Source organism: Streptomyces sp. NPDC026522, assembly GCF_055567555.1.
The window spans coordinates 103,964-123,646 of sequence record NZ_JBVHQF010000003.1 but is presented as its reverse complement, the minus strand read 5'-3'; the positions used below and the strand labels follow the sequence as shown (position 1 = coordinate 123,646).

12 protein-coding genes and 1 tRNA gene are annotated in these 19,683 nt (G+C 73.4%); 7 read left to right on the top strand and 6 right to left on the bottom strand.

The window, feature by feature from the left end; all coding sequences use genetic code 11:
• Positions 1-216 precede the first annotated feature (216 nt).
• From ACZ4M3_RS08905 to ACZ4M3_RS08880, 6 genes are all read left to right on the top strand, one after another.
• On the top strand, positions 217-1,746 hold the full coding sequence (locus ACZ4M3_RS08905; protein ID WP_467730936.1) for a DUF7059 domain-containing protein: 1,530 nt from the start codon (positions 217-219) through the stop codon (positions 1,744-1,746).
• Positions 1,747-2,199: 453 nt separating this feature from the next.
• Entirely contained in the window at positions 2,200-5,064 is a 2,865-nt protein-coding gene (gene topA / locus ACZ4M3_RS08900) for a type I DNA topoisomerase (protein WP_467730935.1), read from the top strand.
• A 181-nt stretch (positions 5,065-5,245) separates the two neighbouring features.
• The gene (gene tmk, locus ACZ4M3_RS08895) at positions 5,246-8,392 is read left to right on the top strand and encodes a dTMP kinase (RefSeq protein ID WP_467730934.1); all 3,147 of its coding nucleotides are present in this window, start codon (positions 5,246-5,248) and stop codon (positions 8,390-8,392) included.
• A 144-nt stretch (positions 8,393-8,536) separates the two neighbouring features.
• A complete protein-coding gene (locus ACZ4M3_RS08890; protein ID WP_467730933.1) occupies positions 8,537-9,748 on the top strand; it encodes a DNA polymerase III subunit delta' in 1,212 nt (403 codons plus the stop codon).
• A gap of 163 nt (positions 9,749-9,911) precedes the next feature.
• On the top strand, positions 9,912-11,465 hold the full coding sequence (locus tag ACZ4M3_RS08885; RefSeq protein WP_467730932.1) for an alpha/beta hydrolase: 1,554 nt from the start codon (positions 9,912-9,914) through the stop codon (positions 11,463-11,465).
• Between the two features lie 115 nt (positions 11,466-11,580).
• Positions 11,581-11,654: transfer RNA gene (locus tag ACZ4M3_RS08880), tRNA-Thr, on the top strand.
• Positions 11,655-11,780: 126 nt separating this feature from the next.
• On the opposite strand, the gene ACZ4M3_RS08875 is transcribed toward ACZ4M3_RS08880, so the two are convergent.
• The 6 genes from ACZ4M3_RS08875 to ACZ4M3_RS08850 all read right to left on the bottom strand — a co-directional run bounded on the left by ACZ4M3_RS08875 (position 11,781) and on the right by ACZ4M3_RS08850 (position 17,576).
• Positions 11,781-13,517 carry a type IV secretory system conjugative DNA transfer family protein gene (locus ACZ4M3_RS08875; RefSeq protein ID WP_467730931.1) on the bottom strand — a complete coding sequence of 579 codons (1,737 nt, stop codon included), beginning with the start codon at positions 13,515-13,517 and terminating at the stop codon, positions 11,781-11,783.
• Between the two features lie 42 nt (positions 13,518-13,559).
• Positions 13,560-15,638, bottom strand: a complete 2,079-nt coding sequence (locus ACZ4M3_RS08870; RefSeq protein WP_467730930.1) for a peptidoglycan DD-metalloendopeptidase family protein — start codon at positions 15,636-15,638, stop codon at positions 13,560-13,562.
• 6 nt (positions 15,639-15,644) lie between these two features.
• Entirely contained in the window at positions 15,645-16,331 is a 687-nt protein-coding gene (locus ACZ4M3_RS08865; protein ID WP_467730929.1) for a hypothetical protein, read from the bottom strand.
• Between the two features lie 191 nt (positions 16,332-16,522).
• Positions 16,523-16,915 carry a DUF4913 domain-containing protein gene (locus tag ACZ4M3_RS08860; RefSeq protein ID WP_467730928.1) on the bottom strand — a complete coding sequence of 131 codons (393 nt, stop codon included), beginning with the start codon at positions 16,913-16,915 and terminating at the stop codon, positions 16,523-16,525.
• 55 nt (positions 16,916-16,970) lie between these two features.
• Complete coding sequence (locus tag ACZ4M3_RS08855; RefSeq protein WP_467730927.1) at positions 16,971-17,117, bottom strand: hypothetical protein; 147 nt, start codon at positions 17,115-17,117, stop codon at positions 16,971-16,973.
• Positions 17,118-17,165: 48 nt separating this feature from the next.
• Positions 17,166-17,576 carry a hypothetical protein gene (locus ACZ4M3_RS08850; protein ID WP_467730926.1) on the bottom strand — a complete coding sequence of 137 codons (411 nt, stop codon included), beginning with the start codon at positions 17,574-17,576 and terminating at the stop codon, positions 17,166-17,168.
• A 272-nt stretch (positions 17,577-17,848) separates the two neighbouring features.
• Here ACZ4M3_RS08850 and ACZ4M3_RS08845 point away from each other — a divergent pair, with 272 nt between their 5' ends.
• Positions 17,849-19,564, top strand: a complete 1,716-nt coding sequence (locus tag ACZ4M3_RS08845) for a conjugal transfer protein (RefSeq protein WP_467730925.1) — start codon at positions 17,849-17,851, stop codon at positions 19,562-19,564.
• Positions 19,565-19,683: the final 119 nt, after the last annotated feature.

Genomic DNA, 19,683 nt, shown 5'->3' with positions numbered 1-19,683 from the left:
CCCGGCCGCCCGGGGCCGGAAGCGGCCCCGGGCCGCCCTCTTGGCCCTCGCCGCCCGTCCCGCCCCCCGCCGCCGGCCGACGACCGGTCGTCGGGTGCCCCCGTCGGCCCCGCCCCTGTAGGCCCCGCCCCCGCCACCCCGTAATCGCCCGCGACGCCCGCCGGTACACGGCCGCGCGGCACACGCATTGTCGGAGCCAGCCGCCACAATGGGCGGGTGAGTACCACCAGCCTCCCCTCGCCCGACCGCGCCGCCGAGCTCCGCACCGCCCTGCTGGCCGCCGGCTTCACCGCCGACGGGCTGCTCGACCTGCTCGGCGCCCCCGCCTACGCCGCGTTGGCCCGCAGCGAAACGGTTCCGGCCCTGCGCGCCACCCGCGACCACGCCGACGCCCCGCTCGCCACGCTGGTCCGGCTCTTCCTGCTCCAGCAGCCGGTGCCCTCGGCGCGGGCCGCGGCCGCGCTGCCCGTCGCGGCGGCGCTCGCCGACGGCTGGCTGCGGCCGGCGGAGGCCGCCGATGGCGAGGACACGGTGCGCGCCACCGTCGACGTGCGCCCGTACGGCGGGCCCGCCGGGGAGGACTGGTTCATCGTCTCCGACCTGGGCTGCGCCGTCGGCGGCGCCGGCGGGATCGGCAGCCGGGAGGAGGGGGTGGTGCTCGGCGTGGGCGGCGCGTCCACCACGCTGGCCGGGATCACCGTCCGCATCCCCGTCGGGTCCGCGCTGGACCTCGGCACCGGATCGGGGATCCAGGCGCTGCACGCCGCCCAGCACGCGACGCGGGTCACCGCCACCGACGTCAACCCGAGGGCCCTGGAATTCACCCGGCTGACGCTGGCGCTCTCCGGGGCACCGGAGGCCGAGCTGCTCGCGGGGTCGCTCTTCGAGCCGGTCGGGGACGCCACGTACGACCTGATCGTGTCGAACCCGCCGTTCGTGATCTCCCCGGGCGCGCGGCTGACGTACCGGGACGGCGGGATGGGCGGCGACGACCTGTGCCGGACCCTGGTCCAGGAGGCCGGCTCCCGGCTCAACCCGGGCGGGTACGCGCAGTTCCTGGGGAACTGGCAGCACGTGGAGGGCGAGGACTGGCGCGACCGGCTCCGCTCCTGGGTGCCGCGCGGCTGCGACGCCTGGATCGTGCAGCGGGACGTGCAGGACGTGACGCAGTACGCCGAGCTGTGGCTGCGCGACTCCGGCGACCACCGCACCGACCCCGCCGAGTACGCGCGGCGGTACGAGGACTGGCTGGACGAGTTCGAGGCCCGCAAGACCAGGGCGGTCGGCTTCGGCTGGATCACCCTGCGCCGGACCGACGCGGCCGAGCCCTCGATCGTGGTGGAGGAGTGGCCGCACTCGGTGGAGCAGCCGCTCGGCGAGACGGTCCTGGCCCACTTCGCCCGGCAGGACTTCCTGCGCGAGCACGACGACGCCGCCCTGCTGGCGGGGTACTTCGCGCTGGCCGAGGAGGTCGTCCAGGAGCAGGTCGGCGCGCCCGGGGCGGAGGACCCGGAGCACGTGGTGCTGCGGCAGAACCGCGGGATGCGGCGGGCGACCAAGGTCGACACGGTCGGTGCGGGCTTCGCCGGAGTGTGTGACGGCTCACTCAGCGCCGGCCGGATCCTGGACGCGATCGCGCAGCTGATGCAGGAGGACCCGGTCGTCCTGCGCGACCGTACTCCGGAGGCGATCCGGATGCTGGTGGAGCAGGGTTTCCTGGAGCCCGTCGCCGCCCCCGGGCGGTAGCGGGAAGGTGCCGGGGGCTCGCGCCCAGCACCGCGCGCCGGCAGCCCCCGGCATGCGCCCCCGGCCTTGCGGTACCGCCGTCGCGGCGGCCGTCACCGCAGGCGGGCGCGGTCGCGCCGGGTCTGCGGATCCGGCGTTCGCGGCGCGGGCGGACCGCCGCGCGGGCCGGCTCCGCGGGGGCAGCGGGAAGACGCCGCCGAGCAGGGCGGAAACCCCGCGCGAGCGGGGCCCGGGGCCGGCTCCCGGAGCGGGGCCAGACGGCCCCCCGGCCACTCGGCCCGGTGATCGCCAAGGGCCCGGCGCGGTATCCGGGCGGCAGAAGTGGCACTTGTCGGGTTACCGTTCGAGTGGCCGTTGCGGGCTTGTGCCGTTTGACACGGGGGCGGGTTGTACCGTCACACTCCGCAGCGTCGCCGTACCGCGACCGAGTGCCGACCGGAGAGAAGAGCCAAGTTGTCCCCGACTAGCGAGACCGCAGAGGGCGGCCGCCGACTCGTCATCGTCGAGTCCCCTGCCAAGGCGAAGACGATCAAGGGCTACCTCGGCCCGGGATACGTCGTCGAGGCGAGCGTCGGGCACATCCGCGACCTCCCCAGCGGCGCGGCCGAGGTTCCCGACAAGTACACCGGCGAGGTCCGCCGTCTCGGCGTGGACGTCGAGCACGATTTCCAGCCGATCTACGTGGTCAATGCGGACAAGAAGGCTCAGGTCAGGAAGCTCAAGGAGCTGCTGGCAGAGTCCGACGAACTCTTCCTCGCCACCGATGAGGACCGCGAGGGCGAAGCCATCGCGTGGCACCTGCAGGAAGTCCTCAAGCCCAAGGTCCCCGTCCACCGGATGGTCTTCCACGAGATCACCAAGGACGCGATCCGCGACGCCGTCGCCAACCCGCGCGAGCTGAACCAGCGCATGGTCGACGCGCAGGAGACCCGCCGCATCCTCGACCGCCTCTACGGCTACGAGGTCTCGCCGGTCCTGTGGAAGAAGGTCATGCCGAAGCTGTCGGCGGGCCGCGTCCAGTCGGTGGCCACCCGCCTCGTCGTCGAGCGGGAGCGCGAGCGCATCGCCTTCCGTTCCGCCGAGTACTGGGACCTGACCGGCACCTTCGGCACCGGCCGGGCCGGTGACCCTTCGGACCCCTCCACCCTGGTCGCCCGCCTGAACGCGGTCGACGGCAAGCGCGTCGCGCAGGGCCGCGACTTCGGCTCGAACGGGCAGCTCAAGAGCGAGGTCCTGCACCTCGACGAGGCGAACGCGCGGGCTCTGGCCGCGGCGCTGGCGGACACCTCGTTCGCCGTCCGCTCGGTCGAGTCCAAGCCGTACCGCCGCTCCCCGTACGCCCCCTTCCGCACGACGACGCTCCAGCAGGAGGCCTCGCGCAAGCTCGGCTTCGGTGCGAAGGCGACGATGCAGGTGGCCCAGAAGCTGTACGAGAACGGCTTCATCACCTACATGCGTACGGACTCCACCACGCTCTCCGACACCGCGGTGTCGGCGGCGCGGGCGCAGGTCACGCAGCTGTACGGGGCCGACTACCTGCCGGAGAAGCCGCGCGTCTACGCGGGCAAGGTCAAGAACGCCCAGGAGGCGCACGAGGCGATCCGGCCTTCGGGTGATCGTTTCCGCACTCCGGCCGAGACGGGTCTGACCGGCGACCAGTTCCGCCTGTACGAGCTGATCTGGAAGCGGACCGTCGCCTCCCAGATGAAGGACGCGGTCGGCAACTCGGTGACCGTGAAGATCGGCGGACGGGCCTCGGACGGCCGGGACGCCGAGTTCAGCGCGTCCGGCAAGACGATCACCTTCCACGGCTTCATGAAGGCGTACGTCGAGGGCGCGGACGACCCGAACGCGGAGCTGGACGACCGCGAGAAGCGGCTGCCGCAGGTCGCCGAGGGCGACGCGCTGTCGGCCGAGGAGATCACGGCGGACGGCCACTCGACCAAGCCGCCGGCCCGCTACACCGAGGCCTCGCTGGTCAAGGAGCTGGAGGAGCGGGAGATCGGCCGGCCGTCGACGTACGCGTCGATCATCGGCACGATCCTGGACCGCGGCTACGTCTTCAAGAAGGGCACGGCGCTCGTCCCGTCCTTCCTGTCGTTCGCCGTCGTCAACCTGCTGGAGACGCACTTCGGGCGGCTCGTCGACTACGACTTCACCGCGAAGATGGAGGACGACCTCGACCGCATCGCGCGGGGCGAGGCCCAGTCCGTGCCGTGGCTGAAGCGGTTCTACTTCGGGGCGGAGGACGCGTCGGAGGTCGTACCGGCCGACGGCGACCACCTCGGCGGTCTGAAGGAGCTGGTCACCGACCTGGGCGCGATCGACGCGCGGGAGATCTCCTCGTTCCCCGTCGGCGACGGGATCGTGCTGCGCGTCGGCCGGTACGGGCCGTACGTGGAGCGCGGCGAGAAGGACGCGGAGGGTCACCAGCGGGCGGACGTCCCCGACGACCTCGCGCCCGACGAGCTGACGACGGACTACGCGGAGGAGCTGTTCGCGAAGCCGAGCGGCGAGTTCGAGCTGGGCGCCGACCCGGTGAGCGGGAACCAGATCGTCGCGAAGGACGGTCGCTACGGGCCGTACGTGACGGAGATCCTGCCCGAGGGCACGCCGAAGACGGGCAAGAACGCGGTCAAGCCGCGGACGGCCTCGCTGTTCAAGTCGATGTCCCTGGACACGGTGACGCTGGACGACGCGCTGAAGCTGATGTCCCTGCCGAGGGTCGTGGGCGTGGACGCGGAGGGCGTGGAGATCACCGCGCAGAACGGGCGCTACGGCCCGTACCTGAAGAAGGGCACGGACTCGCGGTCGCTGGAGACCGAGGACCAGCTGTTCTCGATCACGCTGGACGAGGCCCTGGCGATCTACGCGCAGCCGAAGCAGCGCGGGCGGGCCGCGGCCAAGCCGCCGCTCAAGGAGCTGGGTACGGACCCGGTGAGCGAGAAGCCGGTGGTCGTCAAGGACGGCCGGTTCGGGCCGTACGTGACGGACGGCGAGACGAACGCGACGCTGCGGCGGGACGACGACGTCGAGACGATCACGCCGGAGCGGGGCTACGAGCTGCTCGCGGAGAAGCGGGCGAAGGGGCCGGCGAAGAAGACGGCCAAGAAGGCCCCGGCGAAGAAGGCGCCCGCGAAGAAGGCGCCCGCCAAGAAGGCCGCCGCGACCAAGACGGCCGCGGCCAAGACGGCGACGGCGAAGACCGCTGCCGCGAAGAAGACGACGGCGGCGAAGAAGACGGCGACCGCGGCAGCTGCGAAGAAGGCCCCGGCGAAGCAGGCGGCCGTGACGGCGCCGGTGTCGACGGACGAGTAGCCTCCGGCGCCCGCAGAGGTGCGTGGGTGTGGCCGGACCCCGGTGCTGCGGCGCCGGGGTCCGGTGGTTTCCGAGGGACCCGCCCGGTCCTTTTCGGAGCGGAGGCCGGGATTCCGCGGCGTCGCCCGGAGGTTATCCACAGGCCCCGGCAGTCGCTTGGCGTAACGGATAGGCTGGGCGGATGACGCGAGCCGAGCAGCCACCGGTCGTGACCGCCCCCGAGGACCCCACCTACGACGAAGCCCTAGCCGCGGACTCCCGTGAGCGAGCGGTGCACGCGCTGCTGCGCACGCCCAGACTGCGGCGGCTGTGGAGCGCCCAGCTGGTCAGCGGCATCGGCGATGCGCTCGCCCTGCTGGTGCTGGTGCTCTTGACGCTCCAGGCGGCCGTCTCCGAGGAGGCCTTCGGCGGCGGCTACCGAGGTGCCGCCTTCGCCGTCGCCGCCGTCTTCGGGGTCCGGATCCTGGCCACGCTGGTCTTCGGCGCCGTGCTCCTCGGCCCGCTGGCCAAGCTGACCGCCCCCGGCGGCAAGCTGGACCGCCGATGGACGATGGTCGGCGCCGACGGGGTGCGGATAGCACTGTTCGTCGTCGCCCCGCTCTGGCTCGACTGGATCCCGGCGCAGGCGGTGACCGCGCTGCTGGCCACCGTGTTCGTCTCCGGCGCCGCCGAGCGGTTGTGGACGCTGGCGAAGGAGAGCGCTGCTCCCGCCCTGCTGCCCGCGCCGCCGCCGGAGGGGGCGACCGTACGGCCGCTGCCGGACCACCTGGACACGCTGCGCCGCCTGACGCTGCGTACGGGGTTCGCCGCGATGCCCGTCGCCGCGGTCGTTCTGCTCGCCGCGAGCCTGATAGGGCGGGCCCTCGGGCTGGGCGTGGAGTGGTTCGCCGAGAACGAGGCGGCGCTGGGTTCGTACGTCGCCGCCGGCCTGTTCGCCGCGTCCGTCTCCCTGCTGCTGCCGCTGGTGCTGCCCGAAGCGAAGACCCCGCGTCCGAGGTCACCGCTGGAGGGCCTGCGCGCCCCCAGGGCGGGGGACCGGCCCGAGAAGGGGCGTACGGGGGCCATCGCGCTGCTCGTCACGGCATGCGCCGCCGTCGCCGCGGCGGTGGCCTGCGCCGCCTCCGTGGCGGCGCTGCACGCCTTCGACCTCGGCGGCGGCCCCTCCTCGTACGCCCTGCTGGTCCTCGCCCTGGTCGGCGGGACCGGTTCCGGCATCCGGGCCGCGCAGGCCGGCAAGGTGCTGCCGGGGCTGTCGCGGCGCCGGCTGCTGGCGCTCGCCATCGCGGTGACGGGGCTCGCGCTGCTGCTGACCGGGCTGGTCCCGGACACGGCGACCGTGCTGTTCCTGTCGCTGCTGGCCGGGCTGGCCGCCGGGGTGGCCGCCAACACCGGGCACACCCTGCTCGACCAGGAGACCGAGGAGTTCCGCCGGGCCCGGGTCACCGAGCACCTCCAGGCCGTCGTCCGGGTGGCCGTCGCCGCCGGGGCCGTCCTCGCGCCGCTGCTCGCCGCGGCGATCGGCCCGCACCGGCTCGGCGGTGGCCGGGTGGTGTTCGCCCACGGGGGCGCCGGATTCACCCTGATGCTGGTCGGCGCGCTGCTGCTGCCGGTCGCGGCGGTGGTGCTGGCCAAGGCCGACGACCGCCGCGGGGTGCCGCTGCGCCGTGACCTGCGCGAGGCGCTGCGGGGCGGGGAGCCGGTACAGGCTCCGTCGGCGACCGGGTTCTTCATCGCCCTGGAGGGCGGTGACGGGGCCGGCAAGTCCACCCAGGTGGAGGCGCTGGCCGACTGGATACGGGGCAAGGGCCACGAGGTCGTCGTGACCCGGGAGCCCGGGGCCACGCCGGTCGGCAAGCGGCTCCGCTCCATCCTGCTGGACGTCTCCTCCGCCGGGCTGTCGAACCGCGCCGAGGCGCTGCTGTACGCCGCCGACCGGGCGGAGCACGTGGACACGGTGGTCCGGCCCGCACTGGAGCGGGGCGCGGTGGTCATCACGGACCGCTACATCGACTCCTCGGTGGCGTACCAGGGCGCCGGGCGCGACCTGTCGCCGACCGAGATCGCCCGTATCTCCCGCTGGGCCACGGGCGGACTGGTGCCGAACCTGACGGTGCTGCTCGACGTGTCGCCGGAGACCGCCCGCGAGCGGTTCACGGAGGCGCCGGACCGGCTGGAATCGGAACCGACGGAGTTCCACCAGCGGGTGCGGGCCGGGTTCCTGACGCTGGCCGCTGCCGATCCGGCGCGCTACCTGGTGGTCGACGCCGGCCAGGAGCCGGGCTCGGTGACCACGGTCGTACGGCACCGGCTGGACCGGATGCTCCCGCTCTCCGAGGCTGAGATCGAGGCCCGGGCCGAGGCCCGGCGGCTCGCCGAGGAGGAGGCCAGGCGCAAGGCGGAGGAAGAGGCGGCGCGCAAGGCGGAGGAGGCCCGGCTGCGGGCCGAGGAGGAAGCCCGCCTGGCCCGCGAGGCCGAGGCCGCGCGGATCAGGGCCGAAGCGGAGGCCGCCCGTAAGGCGGAGGAGGAGCGGCTGCGGGCCGAGGAGGAGGCCCGCGCCCGGGCCGACGCCGCGCGACTGCGTGAGGAGGCCGAGGCGAAGGCGCGCGCCGTCGAAGCGGAGCGGCTGCGCAAGCAGGCCGAGGAGGAGGCCCGGCTGCGGGCCGAGGCCGAGGCGCGGCGGCTGGAGAAGCAGCGGCGGGCGGAGGAGGCCCTGCTGCGGGCCGAGGAGGCGCGCCGGCTCGCGGAGGCTTCGGCGGCCGCCGCTGCGGCGCGGACGGCTGCGGAGCCGGCCCCGGCTCCGGCGGCGCCCGCGGTGTCCATGCGTAAGGATCCGGAGCCCGAGCCGGAGCAGCCGCGCTCCCGGCGGCCGCATCCGGACGATGCCGTCACGGTCGAGACGCCGGTGGTCAAGCGGGTCGTACAGCCCGACGACGTCACGCAGACGGTTCCGGTCCCGAAGGTCGACCCGGCGGCGGAGACCTCCGTCCTGCCGCCGGTCCGGCCCGATGACCCGCGCCGGGACCGGGCCGCCGGGCCGGGCGGTGCCCAGGCGGCCCCGTCGGCTCCCTCGGCCCCGTCGGCGTCGCGGCCCACCGCCCGCCACCCGCAGGAGAGCCCGGCCGACCGGGTGCCGCCGGGCATGTTCCGGGACGGCGGGAACGACGTGACGCGCGAGCTCCCGACCCTGGACGAGGACGGCCGGCCGCGCCGGGAGCGCCCGGAGTGGGCCGAGACGACCCCGCTGGACGATCTGCCGACCTTGGCCGACGAACTGCTGGGACCGCGTCCGGACGACGAGGACGACGACCGCCCGCGCCGCCGCCGCTGAGCGGGGCCGGGTTGTCAGTGGCTACCGCCACAATGTGGACAGGCAGCCGGGACGGCACTTCGGGATGACACCCCGGGATGACACCCCGGTACGGCACGCATGCGCATGTAGGACAGGCACGGACAGGGAAAGGCGGTGGGCGGGATGCCCGTATGGGACGACCTGGTGGGACAGGATCGCGTGCAGGCACAGCTCGCCGCCGCCGCCCGTGACGCGGACACCCTGGTCACGGCGGTCTCGGCGGGATCGCCGCCCCCGGACGCGTCCAAGATGACGCACGCCTGGCTGTTCACCGGGCCGCCCGGCTCCGGCCGCTCCACCGCCGCCCGCGCCTTCGCGGCCGCCCTCCAGTGCACCAGCCCCGACCGCGCGCTCGGCGGAGAGCCCGGCTGTGGCTTCTGCGACGGCTGCCACACCAGCCTGGTCGGCACGCACGCCGATGTGGAGGTCGTCCGTACCGACCTGCTGTCCATCGGTGTGAAGGAGACCCGGGAACTGGTCCGCCGGGCCCAGCTGTCGCCGGCCGTCGGGCGCTGGCAGGTCATCGTCCTGGAGGATGCCGACCGGCTCACCGAGGGGGCGGGCAACGTGCTGCTCAAGGCCGTGGAGGAGCCCGCTCCGCGGACGGTGTGGCTGCTGTGCGCGCCCTCCCTGGAGGATGTGCTGCCCACCATCCGGTCCCGCTGCCGGCACCTGACGCTGCGTACCCCGCCCGTGGCCGCCGTCGCCGATGTGCTGGTGCGGCGCGACGGCATCGAGCCCGGCGTCGCCGCTGCCGTAGCCCGCGCGACCCAGGGGCACATCGGCCGGGCCCGCCGGCTGGCGACCGACGAGGCCGCCAGGTCGCGCCGGGCGGCCGTGCTGCGGCTCCCGCTGCGCGTGGACGATGTGGGCGGCTGCCTGAAGGCCGCCCAGGAGCTCGTCGACGCCGCCGCCGAGGACGCCAAGCAGGTCGCGGAGGAGGTCGACACCAAGGAGACCGAGGAGCTGCGGGCCGCCCTCGGCGCCGGAGCGGGCGCGGGCAGCCGGATGCCGCGCGGTACGGCGGGCGTGATGAAGGAGCTGGAGGACCGGCAGAAGCGCCGTCGTACCCGGACCCAGCGCGACAGCCTCGACCTGGCGCTGATCGACCTCACCGGCTTCTACCGGGACGTGCTGGCCCTCCAGCTCGGCTCGGGCCTGGCCATCGCGAACGAGGAGATACGGGGGGACCTGGACCGGATCGCCCGTGCCTCGGGGCCCGAGCGCACCCTGCGGCGCATCGAGGCGATCATCGCGTGCCGGGACGCCCTCGACCGGAACGTGGCTCCGCTGCTCGCGGTGGAGGCCATGACGATGGCCCTGCGGGCGGGCTGAGCACGCCGACCGCGTTGACGTGTTCACCCGTACGAGGGGTCCGGGGGCTCCCGCCCGGCGGATCCCCTTCCCCCTGGGGGGCCGGGCGGTCGGCGGCCGGCGGGCCCCCGTAGCGGCTGGCACGGCGCGGTCCCGGGCGCCCGGCAGGTCGTAGGCTCACCGCATGGACACCAGCCGCCTGCTGCGTACGACCGGAACCGTGATCGCGGCTGCCGGGCTGCTGCTCTCCGGATGCACCTCCGGCGGGCTGGGCGAGCCCCGGGCGTCCGCGTCGCCGGGCGCGCCGGGATCCGTACCGGCGGCGCTGCGTCCGTACTACGAGCAGAAGCTGAGCTGGCGTGATTGCGGTGTGCCGGGCTTCCAGTGCTCCACGATGAAGGCTCCCCTGGATTACGCGGACCCGGGAACCCCTGATTCGGCCCAGGCGATCGACATGGCGGTGGCCCGCCGGGTGGCGACGGGCCCGGGCAAGCGGCTCGGCTCGCTCGTGGTCAACCCGGGCGGCCCCGGCGGATCGGGGATCGGGTACCTCCAGGCGTACGCGGGCATCGGCTACCCGGCGGCGGTGCGCGCCCAGTACGACATGGTGTCCTTCGACCCGCGCGGGGTGGACCGCAGCACTCCGGTGGAGTGCCTGACCGGCCCGGCGATGGACAGGTTCACCCAGGTGGACCAGACGCCGGACGACAAGGCGGAGCAGGCGCTGCTGGTGGCGGCGTTCAAGGAGTTCGCGGCGGGCTGCCAGGCGCACTCGCGGCGGATCCTGGCGCACGTCTCGACCGTCGACGCGGCCCGGGACATGGACATGCTGCGGGCGGTGCTGGGCGACGAGAAGCTGACGTACGTCGGGGCGTCGTACGGCACCTTCCTCGGCGCGACGTACGCGAACCTGTTCCCCGGCCGCGTGGGCCGGCTGGTCCTGGACGGCGCGATGGACCCGTCCCGGTCGGCACTGGAGATGAACCGGGACCAGACCGAGGGCTTCGAGACGGCCTTCCGCTCCTTCGCCAAGGACTGCGCGAAGCAGCCCGGCTGCCCGCTCGGCCAGGGATCCCCGGACGCGGTGGCGCAACGGCTGGAGGAGTTCTTCCGCAAGGTCGACGCCCAGCCCCTGCCCTCGGGCGACGCGGGCCGGCCGCTCGGCGAGTCCCTGGCGACGACCGGGGTGATCGCGGCGCTGTACGACGAGAGCGCCTGGCCGCAGCTGCGCGAGGCGCTCACGGCCGCGCTGGGCGGCGACGGCTCGGGCCTGCTGGCGCTGGCGGACAGCTACTACGAGCGGGAGCCGGACGGCAAGTACGCGAACCTGATGTTCGCGAACGCCGCCGTGAACTGCCTGGACCAGCCCCCGGCCTTCAGCGGCCCGGCGGCGGTCGAGGCCGCGCTGCCGTCCTTCGAGAAGGCCTCGCCGGTCTTCGGGGCGGGGCTGGCCTGGGCTTCGCTGAACTGCGCGTACTGGCCGGTGCCGGCCACCGGCCAGGCCGGCCGGCTGACCGCGAAGGGCGCGGCGCCGATCGTGGTGGTCGGCACCACCCGCGACCCGGCGACCCCGTACAAGTGGGCCAAGGGCCTCGCGGACCAGCTCGACTCGGGCACCCTGCTGACCTACGACGGCGACGGCCACACGGCGTACGGGCGCGGTAGCGACTGCATCGACACGGCGATCAACCGCTACCTCCTGGAGGGCACCCCCCCACCCCCGGCGAAGCGCTGCTGACCCCCGCCACCCCCCTCTGCACAACCCGGTTCGGGGCACCCCGTTCAACCCTGTAGACTTGGCGCCGCTGCTGATGAGAGCACCTCTCCGGGGGAATTCTTGTCGTCCCAGCGGTGCCGCCTTAGCTCAGTTGGCCAGAGCAACGCACTCGTAATGCGTAGGTCTCGGGTTCGAATCCCGAAGGCGGCTCTGTGGAAGCCCCAGGACTCACTCGCCGTGACCTGGGGCTTTTGCTTGTTCTCCGCCAGGGACCCGGTCGGGCGCACCTCCAGAGGTGGGAGCCGGCCTCTGGAGGGATGCGCACCGTCTTGCGGGTCAGGCGCGGGCGCCCGGGTCGTGGGTGGTCAGGGAGGCCTGGACCGCGCGGGCGTGGGGGCCCTGCCACCAGGGGATCGTCTCCACCAGGACGGGCTTGGTGCCGGAGGCCAGGACGAGCGCCCGGCCCGGGGGCATCGCGCTCAGGTCGGAGACCTTCAGGACGCGGTCGCGGCGGACGGACTCGTTCACGGAGCGGTTGCCGGACCAGCCGCCGGGCTCCGCCTGGCGGGTCGTGGAGTACTCCCGCAGTTCGTACTCGCCCGCCAGCTCCGACAGGTCCCCGAGGAAGCGGGTGTCGGAGACGCCGCCGCCGTAGACCCGTACGTTCGCGGCCGACCAGAGCTTCTCCATGCCGCGCTCGCCCCAGACTTCGACGCCCTGGGCCCAGGACTGGAGGATCGTCATCAGGACGATGCCGCGCGAGCCGTAGTGCGAGTAGAGGTCGGGCAGGGCGCGCCAGCGGCAGACGTTCGCCGCCTCGTCCAGGACCCCGACCAGCGGGCGGGCCAGCCGGCCGCCGCGCTGGGTGGTGGCGTACTCCTCGGCCGCCTCGACGACGGCCACGGTCAGTGCGGTCACCAGCGGGCCCGCCGAGTCGCTGCCCTCCCGGGAGAGCGAGTAGAGGGTGGAGTCGCTGCGGACGAACTCGTGGGGGTCGAACTCCGGGCGGTCGTCGTGGTGGGAGGTGGGCGTCACCCACCGGTTGACGTCGGGGTTGATGAGGCAGGACGCCATCTGCTGGGCGACGCCGTAGATGCCGCTGCGCTGCTTGTCCGGCGCGGTGATCACGCCGGCCAGGGAGTCGGCCGGCATCAGCTGTCCCGCGCCGCGCAGGATGCGCTCCGGGGTGTCGTCCTTCGGGTTGGCCAGCCAGGTGTAGATCTGGGTGATCGGGGACTTGGCCGTGGCCGCCGCGAGCAGCAGGTTGGCGAGCAGGTCCTGGCCGGCCGGGTCGAAGAACGCGTCCGTGGCGGCGTCGGCGTCCCGTGAACCCGACGCGAAGTGGTCGGCCAGCTTGCGGGCCTTGGCGACGTCGGTCACGTACGACAGGGGGTTCCACCACCAAGCGGGCGGCTCCTGTGCCACCTGCTGGGGGTCGAAGACCCAGACCGGACCGCGCGCCGCGCGGGGGCCGCGGGTGGCGTCGACGATGTCCCGCTTGTTGGAGGTGACGAGTACCGCGCCGGGGGCGTCGAGGATCGCGGGGATGGCGCGCCGGGTCGTCTTGCCGGTTCGGGGGCCCCAGATGTCGATGTGCATGTCCTCGAAGGAGCCGTACAGCGGCTGCCGTCCCCGCAGTGAGCGGCCGATGAAGACGCCGGGCACGTTGCCGTGTACGCCGAGCCGCTCGGCGGTCGCGGCGGCGCCCTTCATGGTGAGCTTGCCGAGTTCCTCACCCTGGGCGAGATGGCGGGCCGCGCTGTCCACATCGGGCTTGTCGCGCAGGCGCCGGCGGATCCGGTACACGGCGGTCGCGACAGCGGCGAGCAGCAGTGCCTCGGCCGCCGCGACGGCGTTCGCCGCACCGTTCGGCCACGCGTAGTCGCCCTTGGCCAGGGCCACCGCGAAGGACAAGGGGTTGCCCGGCGGGGCCGGCTGGCCGGCGAAGGTCGCACCGAGGCGGGCGGCGAGCCAGGCGCCGCAGAGGAGGGCCAGGACCGAGCCGACGAGCAGGACGATCTCGATCGTCCAGTCCTCCTCGGAGCGGGGCTTCTTCTGCTGTTGGACGGTCATGGTCAGGACTTTCCTTCCGGGATGTCGTCGCATCCCTTTCCGCTACGCATGCTTCTCGCCGCCTCCGGCCTCGCTGGGGTCGGTGCCCGGCGGGATCGGCACCCGGTAGACGGCGGTGATCTGGTCCTGCACGTCCCAGGTGCTGAACTCGACGTTCTTGCCGGGGCGGGGGGCGTGCAGGATCTTCTTGCCGGCCGGGTCCCACACGAGGCCGACGTGTTCGGAACCCGCGCTGCTGGGGTGGAAGAAGATCAGGTCCCCGGGCTGGGCCTGGCTCAGATCGATCTTGTACGGACGGAGCCGGTCCTCCTGCTCGTACGTGGTCCCGCCGATGTTGATCTTGTGGCCGCTGGCTTGGTAGTAGATCCACTGCGTGAAGCTGGAGCAGTCGAAGGAGACGGGGTTGTCGCCCTGCAGCCGGGGAGCGCCCCAGACGTACGGCTGGCCGATGCCCCGCTGCGCCCAGCGGAGCGCCGCCCGCACGACCGGGTCGTCGGCCGCCGGCAGTACGCCGGTCACGCCGGCGCCGTCCGGGGGCACCGCGGTGCCCTTGCCGTTCTTGGCGCAGTCGGCGTACGTGGCGTCCTTGCCCTGGCTGCCGGCGCCGCCGGGAACCGTGCCGTAGTCGGGGTTGGCCGAGACCTTGCCGTTGAGCCAGTCCTCCGGGTCGACCATGCCGGGACCGTTGTCCTGACCGGGGACGAAGGGGTTGTCGACGCCGGGGAGGCGTACCTCCCAGTGCAGGTGCGGGCCCGTGACGTTGCCGGTGGCGCCGACCGTGCCGATCTGGTCGCCGCGCTTGACGGTGCTGCCCACCGAGACGGAGATGCTGGTCTGGTGCGCGTACAGGGTGATGACGCCGTTCGCGTGCTCGATGTCGGTTTCGTTGCCGTACGAGCCGCCGTTGCCCGCCTTCACCACCTTGCCGTCGGCAGGGGCGTAGATCGGGGTGCCGCTGGGCGCGACCAGGTCGAGCCCGGTGTGGTAGCCGAGGCTCCAATGGGGGCCGCTCTCGTGGTACTTGGTGCCGAGCTGGTACGTGCCCTGCTTCAGCGGCCACTGCCAGTCCTTGCCGCCCGCGGGCTGCGGGTCGGCGGCCGGCTTGAGCAGCGGGCGGGAGAAGGCGGCCGGATCCATCCGGGCCGCCGTGTCCTGGCCGCGGTCGGGGGCGCCACCGTAGGGCGGGGTGGACCACGAGCGGGGCGAGGACGCCTTGATGCTCAACGCCTCATTGGGCTGGGCGTCGTTGCCGACCGGCTCGGGGATGTCCGAGTGCTGTCCGAGGGTGGGGAAGCCGGGGTTCTTCTCGACGGTCGTCTTCAGATGGGCGTACCAGCCCTCGATCAGGCTCTTCTCACCGGTGAGGTTGCCGCGGTAGCGGGCCGCCTGGGTGAGGACCACGCGGGGGTAGACGGTGTTGTCCTTCTTCGAACCGGAGTAGGACAGCAGGGCGTCCCAGGGCTTCGTCTCGGCCTTCAGCGCGTGCAGGAAGTTGGCGGCGGCGAACGCCGCGTCGTCGATGTTGTAGAGGTCCTTCTTGCCGTCGCCGTTGCCGTCGTCGCCGTAGTCCTTCCAGGCGTCGTCGCCGAACTGGAGCAGCCCCATGTAACCGGCGCTGTTCTTGCCCCCCGGCGCGGCGGACGGGTCCTGGCCGAACTTGGTCTCCTGGTACATCTGTCCGGCGATCAGCGTCCAGTCGAGCCCCTCGTAACGGGCCGCGCCGCGCATCGCGGCCAGGATCATCCGCGGGGGTATCTCGTTGCGGGCCGTATCGCTGGGCATGTAGACCTTGCCGGCCGGCATGATCGGGTTGGTGGCCGCCTTGTCACCGGTGTTGCCGTCGGCCGCGTTCTCGCCGTAGTTGCCGCAGGCCGCCTGCGCGGCGCCGCTGCCGAGGCCGCCCACCAGGGCGCTGATCATGACGATGGCGAGGAAGCCGATACCGCCGATCGGCAGCAGGCTGCCGCCGCCGAGGATCAGCAGCCACTTGCCGTTGCCCTTCTTCTTGCCGCCGCCACCGCCGCCACCGCCCTGGCCGCCCCCCTGCTGGGCGGCCGCCTTGGCCGATCTCGCCACCTTGGCGGCCTTCGACGCGGCCGCCAGCACGGCAGGAGCCACCATCGGGTCTCAACTCCCAGCTTTTTCGGATGCGCCCACGTTGCCCAGGCCGTAGAGGTCGAACGCGGAGACCTTCCACGCCCCGCCGTCCTTGCGGGCGCTGACCAGCCAGGAGTTGTTCTCCGTACGGGTCTGCTTGCCGTTCTCGGAGCGCACCGCGGTCAGCGAGACCACGCTGGACACCATCCGGCCACTGCCGCGGGCGAGTTCGTCGGCGATCATCGCGTCGCGGACCACGGTCGCCTTGCCGACGGACGAGCAGCGCACCGCCTGGCAGGTGGCCCAGTCCTTGCCCGTGGGAAGCGCGGTCAGCTGGTTCATCTGGTCGCCGCCGACGGTCAGGGCCAGCAGCGGCTTCGCCCAGGTCGCGGCCTGGTCGGTGGAGTTGTACGTGCTGAGTCCCGCCATGTACCCGGCCATCGCCCGGTGCGCCTCGGCCAGTTCCGCCGGTGTGACGATGGCCGGCACGGCGTCGGAGGCACCGGTACCGGTCTGCTGAGTCCCGTCACCGGCGGGGGCGCCGTGGCCGGCGCCCTTGTCCTGGGCGGCCGTCGTGGGGGCCTTGGCGTCCGACGGCGCACCGCCGTCGTCGTCTCCGTCGAAGACGGTGAACACCACCAGGGCGCCGATCAGCAGAACGCCCAGTACCGCCAGGGCAAGTGCCGCACTTCGCTTGTTGTCGGCAGGTGACTCCACCGTCCCGGGCCTCCCTCAGTCAGGTCGCCCGGACACGGTAGGGGGAGGGACGGCCGATGACGCACGTCTTTTCCCCGTGGGGAAAGACGGGGAAAAGGCGAGGAAAGGAGGGGACTTCCGGCCCGGCCGAGCCGGCGAAATCCGTGCGGAGAAACCGCGAAGAGGTCGCCGGAACTCTTCACCGCTCCTGCTCAGACGGAGGATGCCGCGGGGCCGTACGGGTCGACGGGCAGCGGCTCGAACGGGTACGTTGTGTGTCCGTCCTTGGGCGAACAGGCCGCGAAGGGCCCCAGATCGGCGTCCATCAGCACCCGTAGGTGCGGATCGGCGTGATGGAGCCACCAGGTGGACATGCCCAGGGCCGGGTCGTGCCGCAAGTGCTCCCAGGCCAGCCAGAGCGCGGAGAGCCGGGCTCCCGCCTCGGGGTGCTCCCACCAGCGCGGACACCACGTGGCGGTAGAGCCGTTCACCCGGCGCCGCACCATCTGCGACAGGTATTCGGAGACGAAGACGAAGACATCGGCGAAGTGGAACTCCACCTCGTCGTCGGACGCCTGCTGTGCGTCGGCGTCGTCTGTGCTCATGGTCGAGCCTTCCGTGCGGGCTGTCGGTTCGGGGAGTGCGCCGGGCGAGGGGTGGTCAGTGCTCGATGCCCACGGGCTTCGGCACCACCTCGGCGGCCACGGGGTTGGTCACGCCGTGCGTGGAGGGGCCGCGCGGGGCCGGCGGCGCGCTCAGCTCGGGGGCCAGGTCCTGGGCGGTGCGGCCGGTGGTCTCCGTGAGCACCGCGCTCTCCTCGTCCTTGCTCGGTACGTGCGTTCGACCGTATCCGGGTCAGGACAGGATGATCCCGAGGACCAGCAGGCCGACCACCACCGCGCCCATGACGAAGCGGACCGTCGGGTCGCCCTGCTCCCAGAGGTCGTGCACCAGGGCCCAGCCCGTCACGCGGGCGGCGCGGCCGTTGTGCAGGCTGGGAGCCGGGTCCGGGTCGTCCGCCGGGGCGTCGGTCTCCGAGGCCGGGATGCCGATCGTCCCCTGCTGGGCCTGCGCCACCATGACCAGCCCCTCCAGCAGCTCCGGCATCGTGTGCGGAGTGAGGGGATAGGCGACGGTGCCGTGCGGAGTCCGCAGGCAGAGCTTCGACTGCCAGGGGTTTGCCGGCTCGTAGCCGTCGATCCAGGCGTGCTGGGCCTCCGTCGCGGGGGGAACGTTCTGCTGCGGGAGGGCGTACTGGTCGCTCAACTCTCGTCCTTCGCACGGTCGGGCACGGCTCGGCACCCGTCACCCGGGCACGACCCGCCATTCTTGCGGAGCGCGGGGAGGGCCGGGCCGCCCCGGGGTCCCGGACCGCCGCGCGAGGATTTCCCGCACTTTCCCCGACTTTCCCCGCTCTTTCCCCGCGGGGAAAAAGGGAAGGGTGATGGGCTCTTCATTTGCCACACTGCCGTTCCGCACACCTGGCTTGAAATCCAGGGGCCCGCCAACCGGTCGGCCGGCGGAGGGGGAGCACACGCGTGGGAGAGACGGACTCGATGACGGACCACAACAGCTCTGCTGGCGGGGTCGGCGGGGGCCGGCCTTCCGGGCAGCCGGGGCCGGTCGGCCCCGCGGGGCACGCCGACGAGCAGCAGGCACAGGCGCCCGCCCAGACGCACCCGCCCCACCCGCCCCGGCAGCCGGTGTCCGCTCCGTACGGCTACCAGACCGGCGCCCAGCCTCCGGCGCCGCAGTCCTCGGACGCCGCGCGCGCTCAGGTGGCCGCGGCCTGGGTGCGTACCACCCGGCCCGGCACCGTGCCCCCGGGCGAAGCGGCCGTGCCGGCCCTGCCCCCGCGCGCGGACCAGCCGGCCAGCCCGTCGAAGAAGGACGAGCGCGACCGGGCGAAGGCCGCGCACCGGGCCGCCCAGGACGCCAAGAAGGCCGAACGCAAGGCCGCGTACGAACAGAAGAAGGCGGCGCGCGAGGGCCGCAAGCAGGGCGGCGGCGCCGCGGCCCCCGTGGCCGCGCCGGTTTCCTCGGCGGCCAACCCCATGACGACCCGACCGCCCTCCGCCGCCCCGGAGCCCAAGGCAGCCGCGCCCGCCGCGGCGCCCGCGGCATTCGACGTGCCGCGTCCGGGTGGGCGGCTGCCCGCCCAGGGGCGGCGTACGCACGTGGCCCTGCGGGCGACCCTGCTGATCACCACCTGCGCCTTCGCCCTGGGCTCGTGCGGTGTCGCGGGCCTGGTCATCGGCAAGTCGTCCGTCGCGGTGCAGAGCGGCGCCCTGGACGAGAAGGACCTGGAGCGGTACCGGCTGACCGACTTCCCGACCCAGGCCGCGGCGACCTTCGCCGAGGAGTACGTGACGCTCTGCATGACGTACTCCCCGCAGACCGCCGACAAGCGCCGCGACGCGCTGACCCACTACACCTCGTCGGGCGTGGACCGGGACTGCGGAGTGAGCGGTCAGGCCAGCCAGAGCGTCCGCCAGGCCAAGTGGGACGGGACCGTCGAGGAGCTCCCCGAGTACGGCGCGAACGGCCGCTACCTGGGCATCCAGGTCAAGCTGTCGACCGGCCGCACCACCACCCTCTCCGTGCCGGTGTACGTGAAGGACCTGGCCACCGGGTCGGGACTGCGCGTCGCGGGCAACCTGGGCGAGATGCCGTTGCCTTCGCGCGGCAGCGTTCCCGTCGTCAAGCAGGACAAGGAAGTCGTCGACCAGGCGCTCTCCGACCAGCTCAGGGCGAAGGTGCTGCCCGGCTACTTCAAGGCGTGGGCGGCTTCCGACGCGACGGGGCTGACCCGCTTCACGACCCCCGACGCGACCCAGGCGGCGACCACGGGCCTGGCCGGGGTACTGGCCTCGCCCGACGTGCAGGAGGTCGTGGCGCTCGCACCGGCGGGCAGTGAGAACGGCAAGGCCGTCCAGTACGGCCCGGGCCAGACGGTGCAGGCGCGGGTGACGGTCGTCTGGGGCGGCGCGCCGTCGCCCGGGGCGAAGGGGGCCCCGGCCCCCGCCCCCACCGTGAAGCGCTCCTACCGGCTGACGGTGGTGAACACCGCCCAGGGCTGGTTCATCAAGGACATCCACGGCGGCGTCCTGGACCCGACGGGTGGCATCGCGGACGCCGGAGCGAGCGGCCCCGCCGCCGCGGCCCCCGAGGAGAGCGCCCCGGCGGCCGGGGCTCCGGCGGCCGGTGCTCCGGCCGGCGGTGAGCCCGGTCCCGCCCCGGCCAAGTCCCCCTGACGCAACCACGCGTCGCGATCCCGCGTCGCAACCCCGTGTCGCGATCCCGCGGCGTATCCCCTCCCACGTATCGCAGTCCCAGTGAAAGGACATCGCCATGTACCTGGCGGCTACTACTC

Coding starts and splice junctions, on each gene's coding strand:
- tmk (WP_467730934.1), top strand. CDS start 5,246: ATGACGCGAGCCGAGCAGCCACCGGTCGTGACCGCCCCCGAGGACCCC.
- ACZ4M3_RS08885 (WP_467730932.1), top strand. CDS start 9,912: ATGGACACCAGCCGCCTGCTGCGTACGACCGGAACCGTGATCGCGGCT.
- ACZ4M3_RS08890 (WP_467730933.1), top strand. CDS start 8,537: ATGCCCGTATGGGACGACCTGGTGGGACAGGATCGCGTGCAGGCACAG.
- ACZ4M3_RS08870 (WP_467730930.1), bottom strand. CDS start 15,638: ATGGTGGCTCCTGCCGTGCTGGCGGCCGCGTCGAAGGCCGCCAAGGTG.
- ACZ4M3_RS08860 (WP_467730928.1), bottom strand. CDS start 16,915: ATGAGCACAGACGACGCCGACGCACAGCAGGCGTCCGACGACGAGGTG.
- ACZ4M3_RS08875 (WP_467730931.1), bottom strand. CDS start 13,517: ATGACCGTCCAACAGCAGAAGAAGCCCCGCTCCGAGGAGGACTGGACG.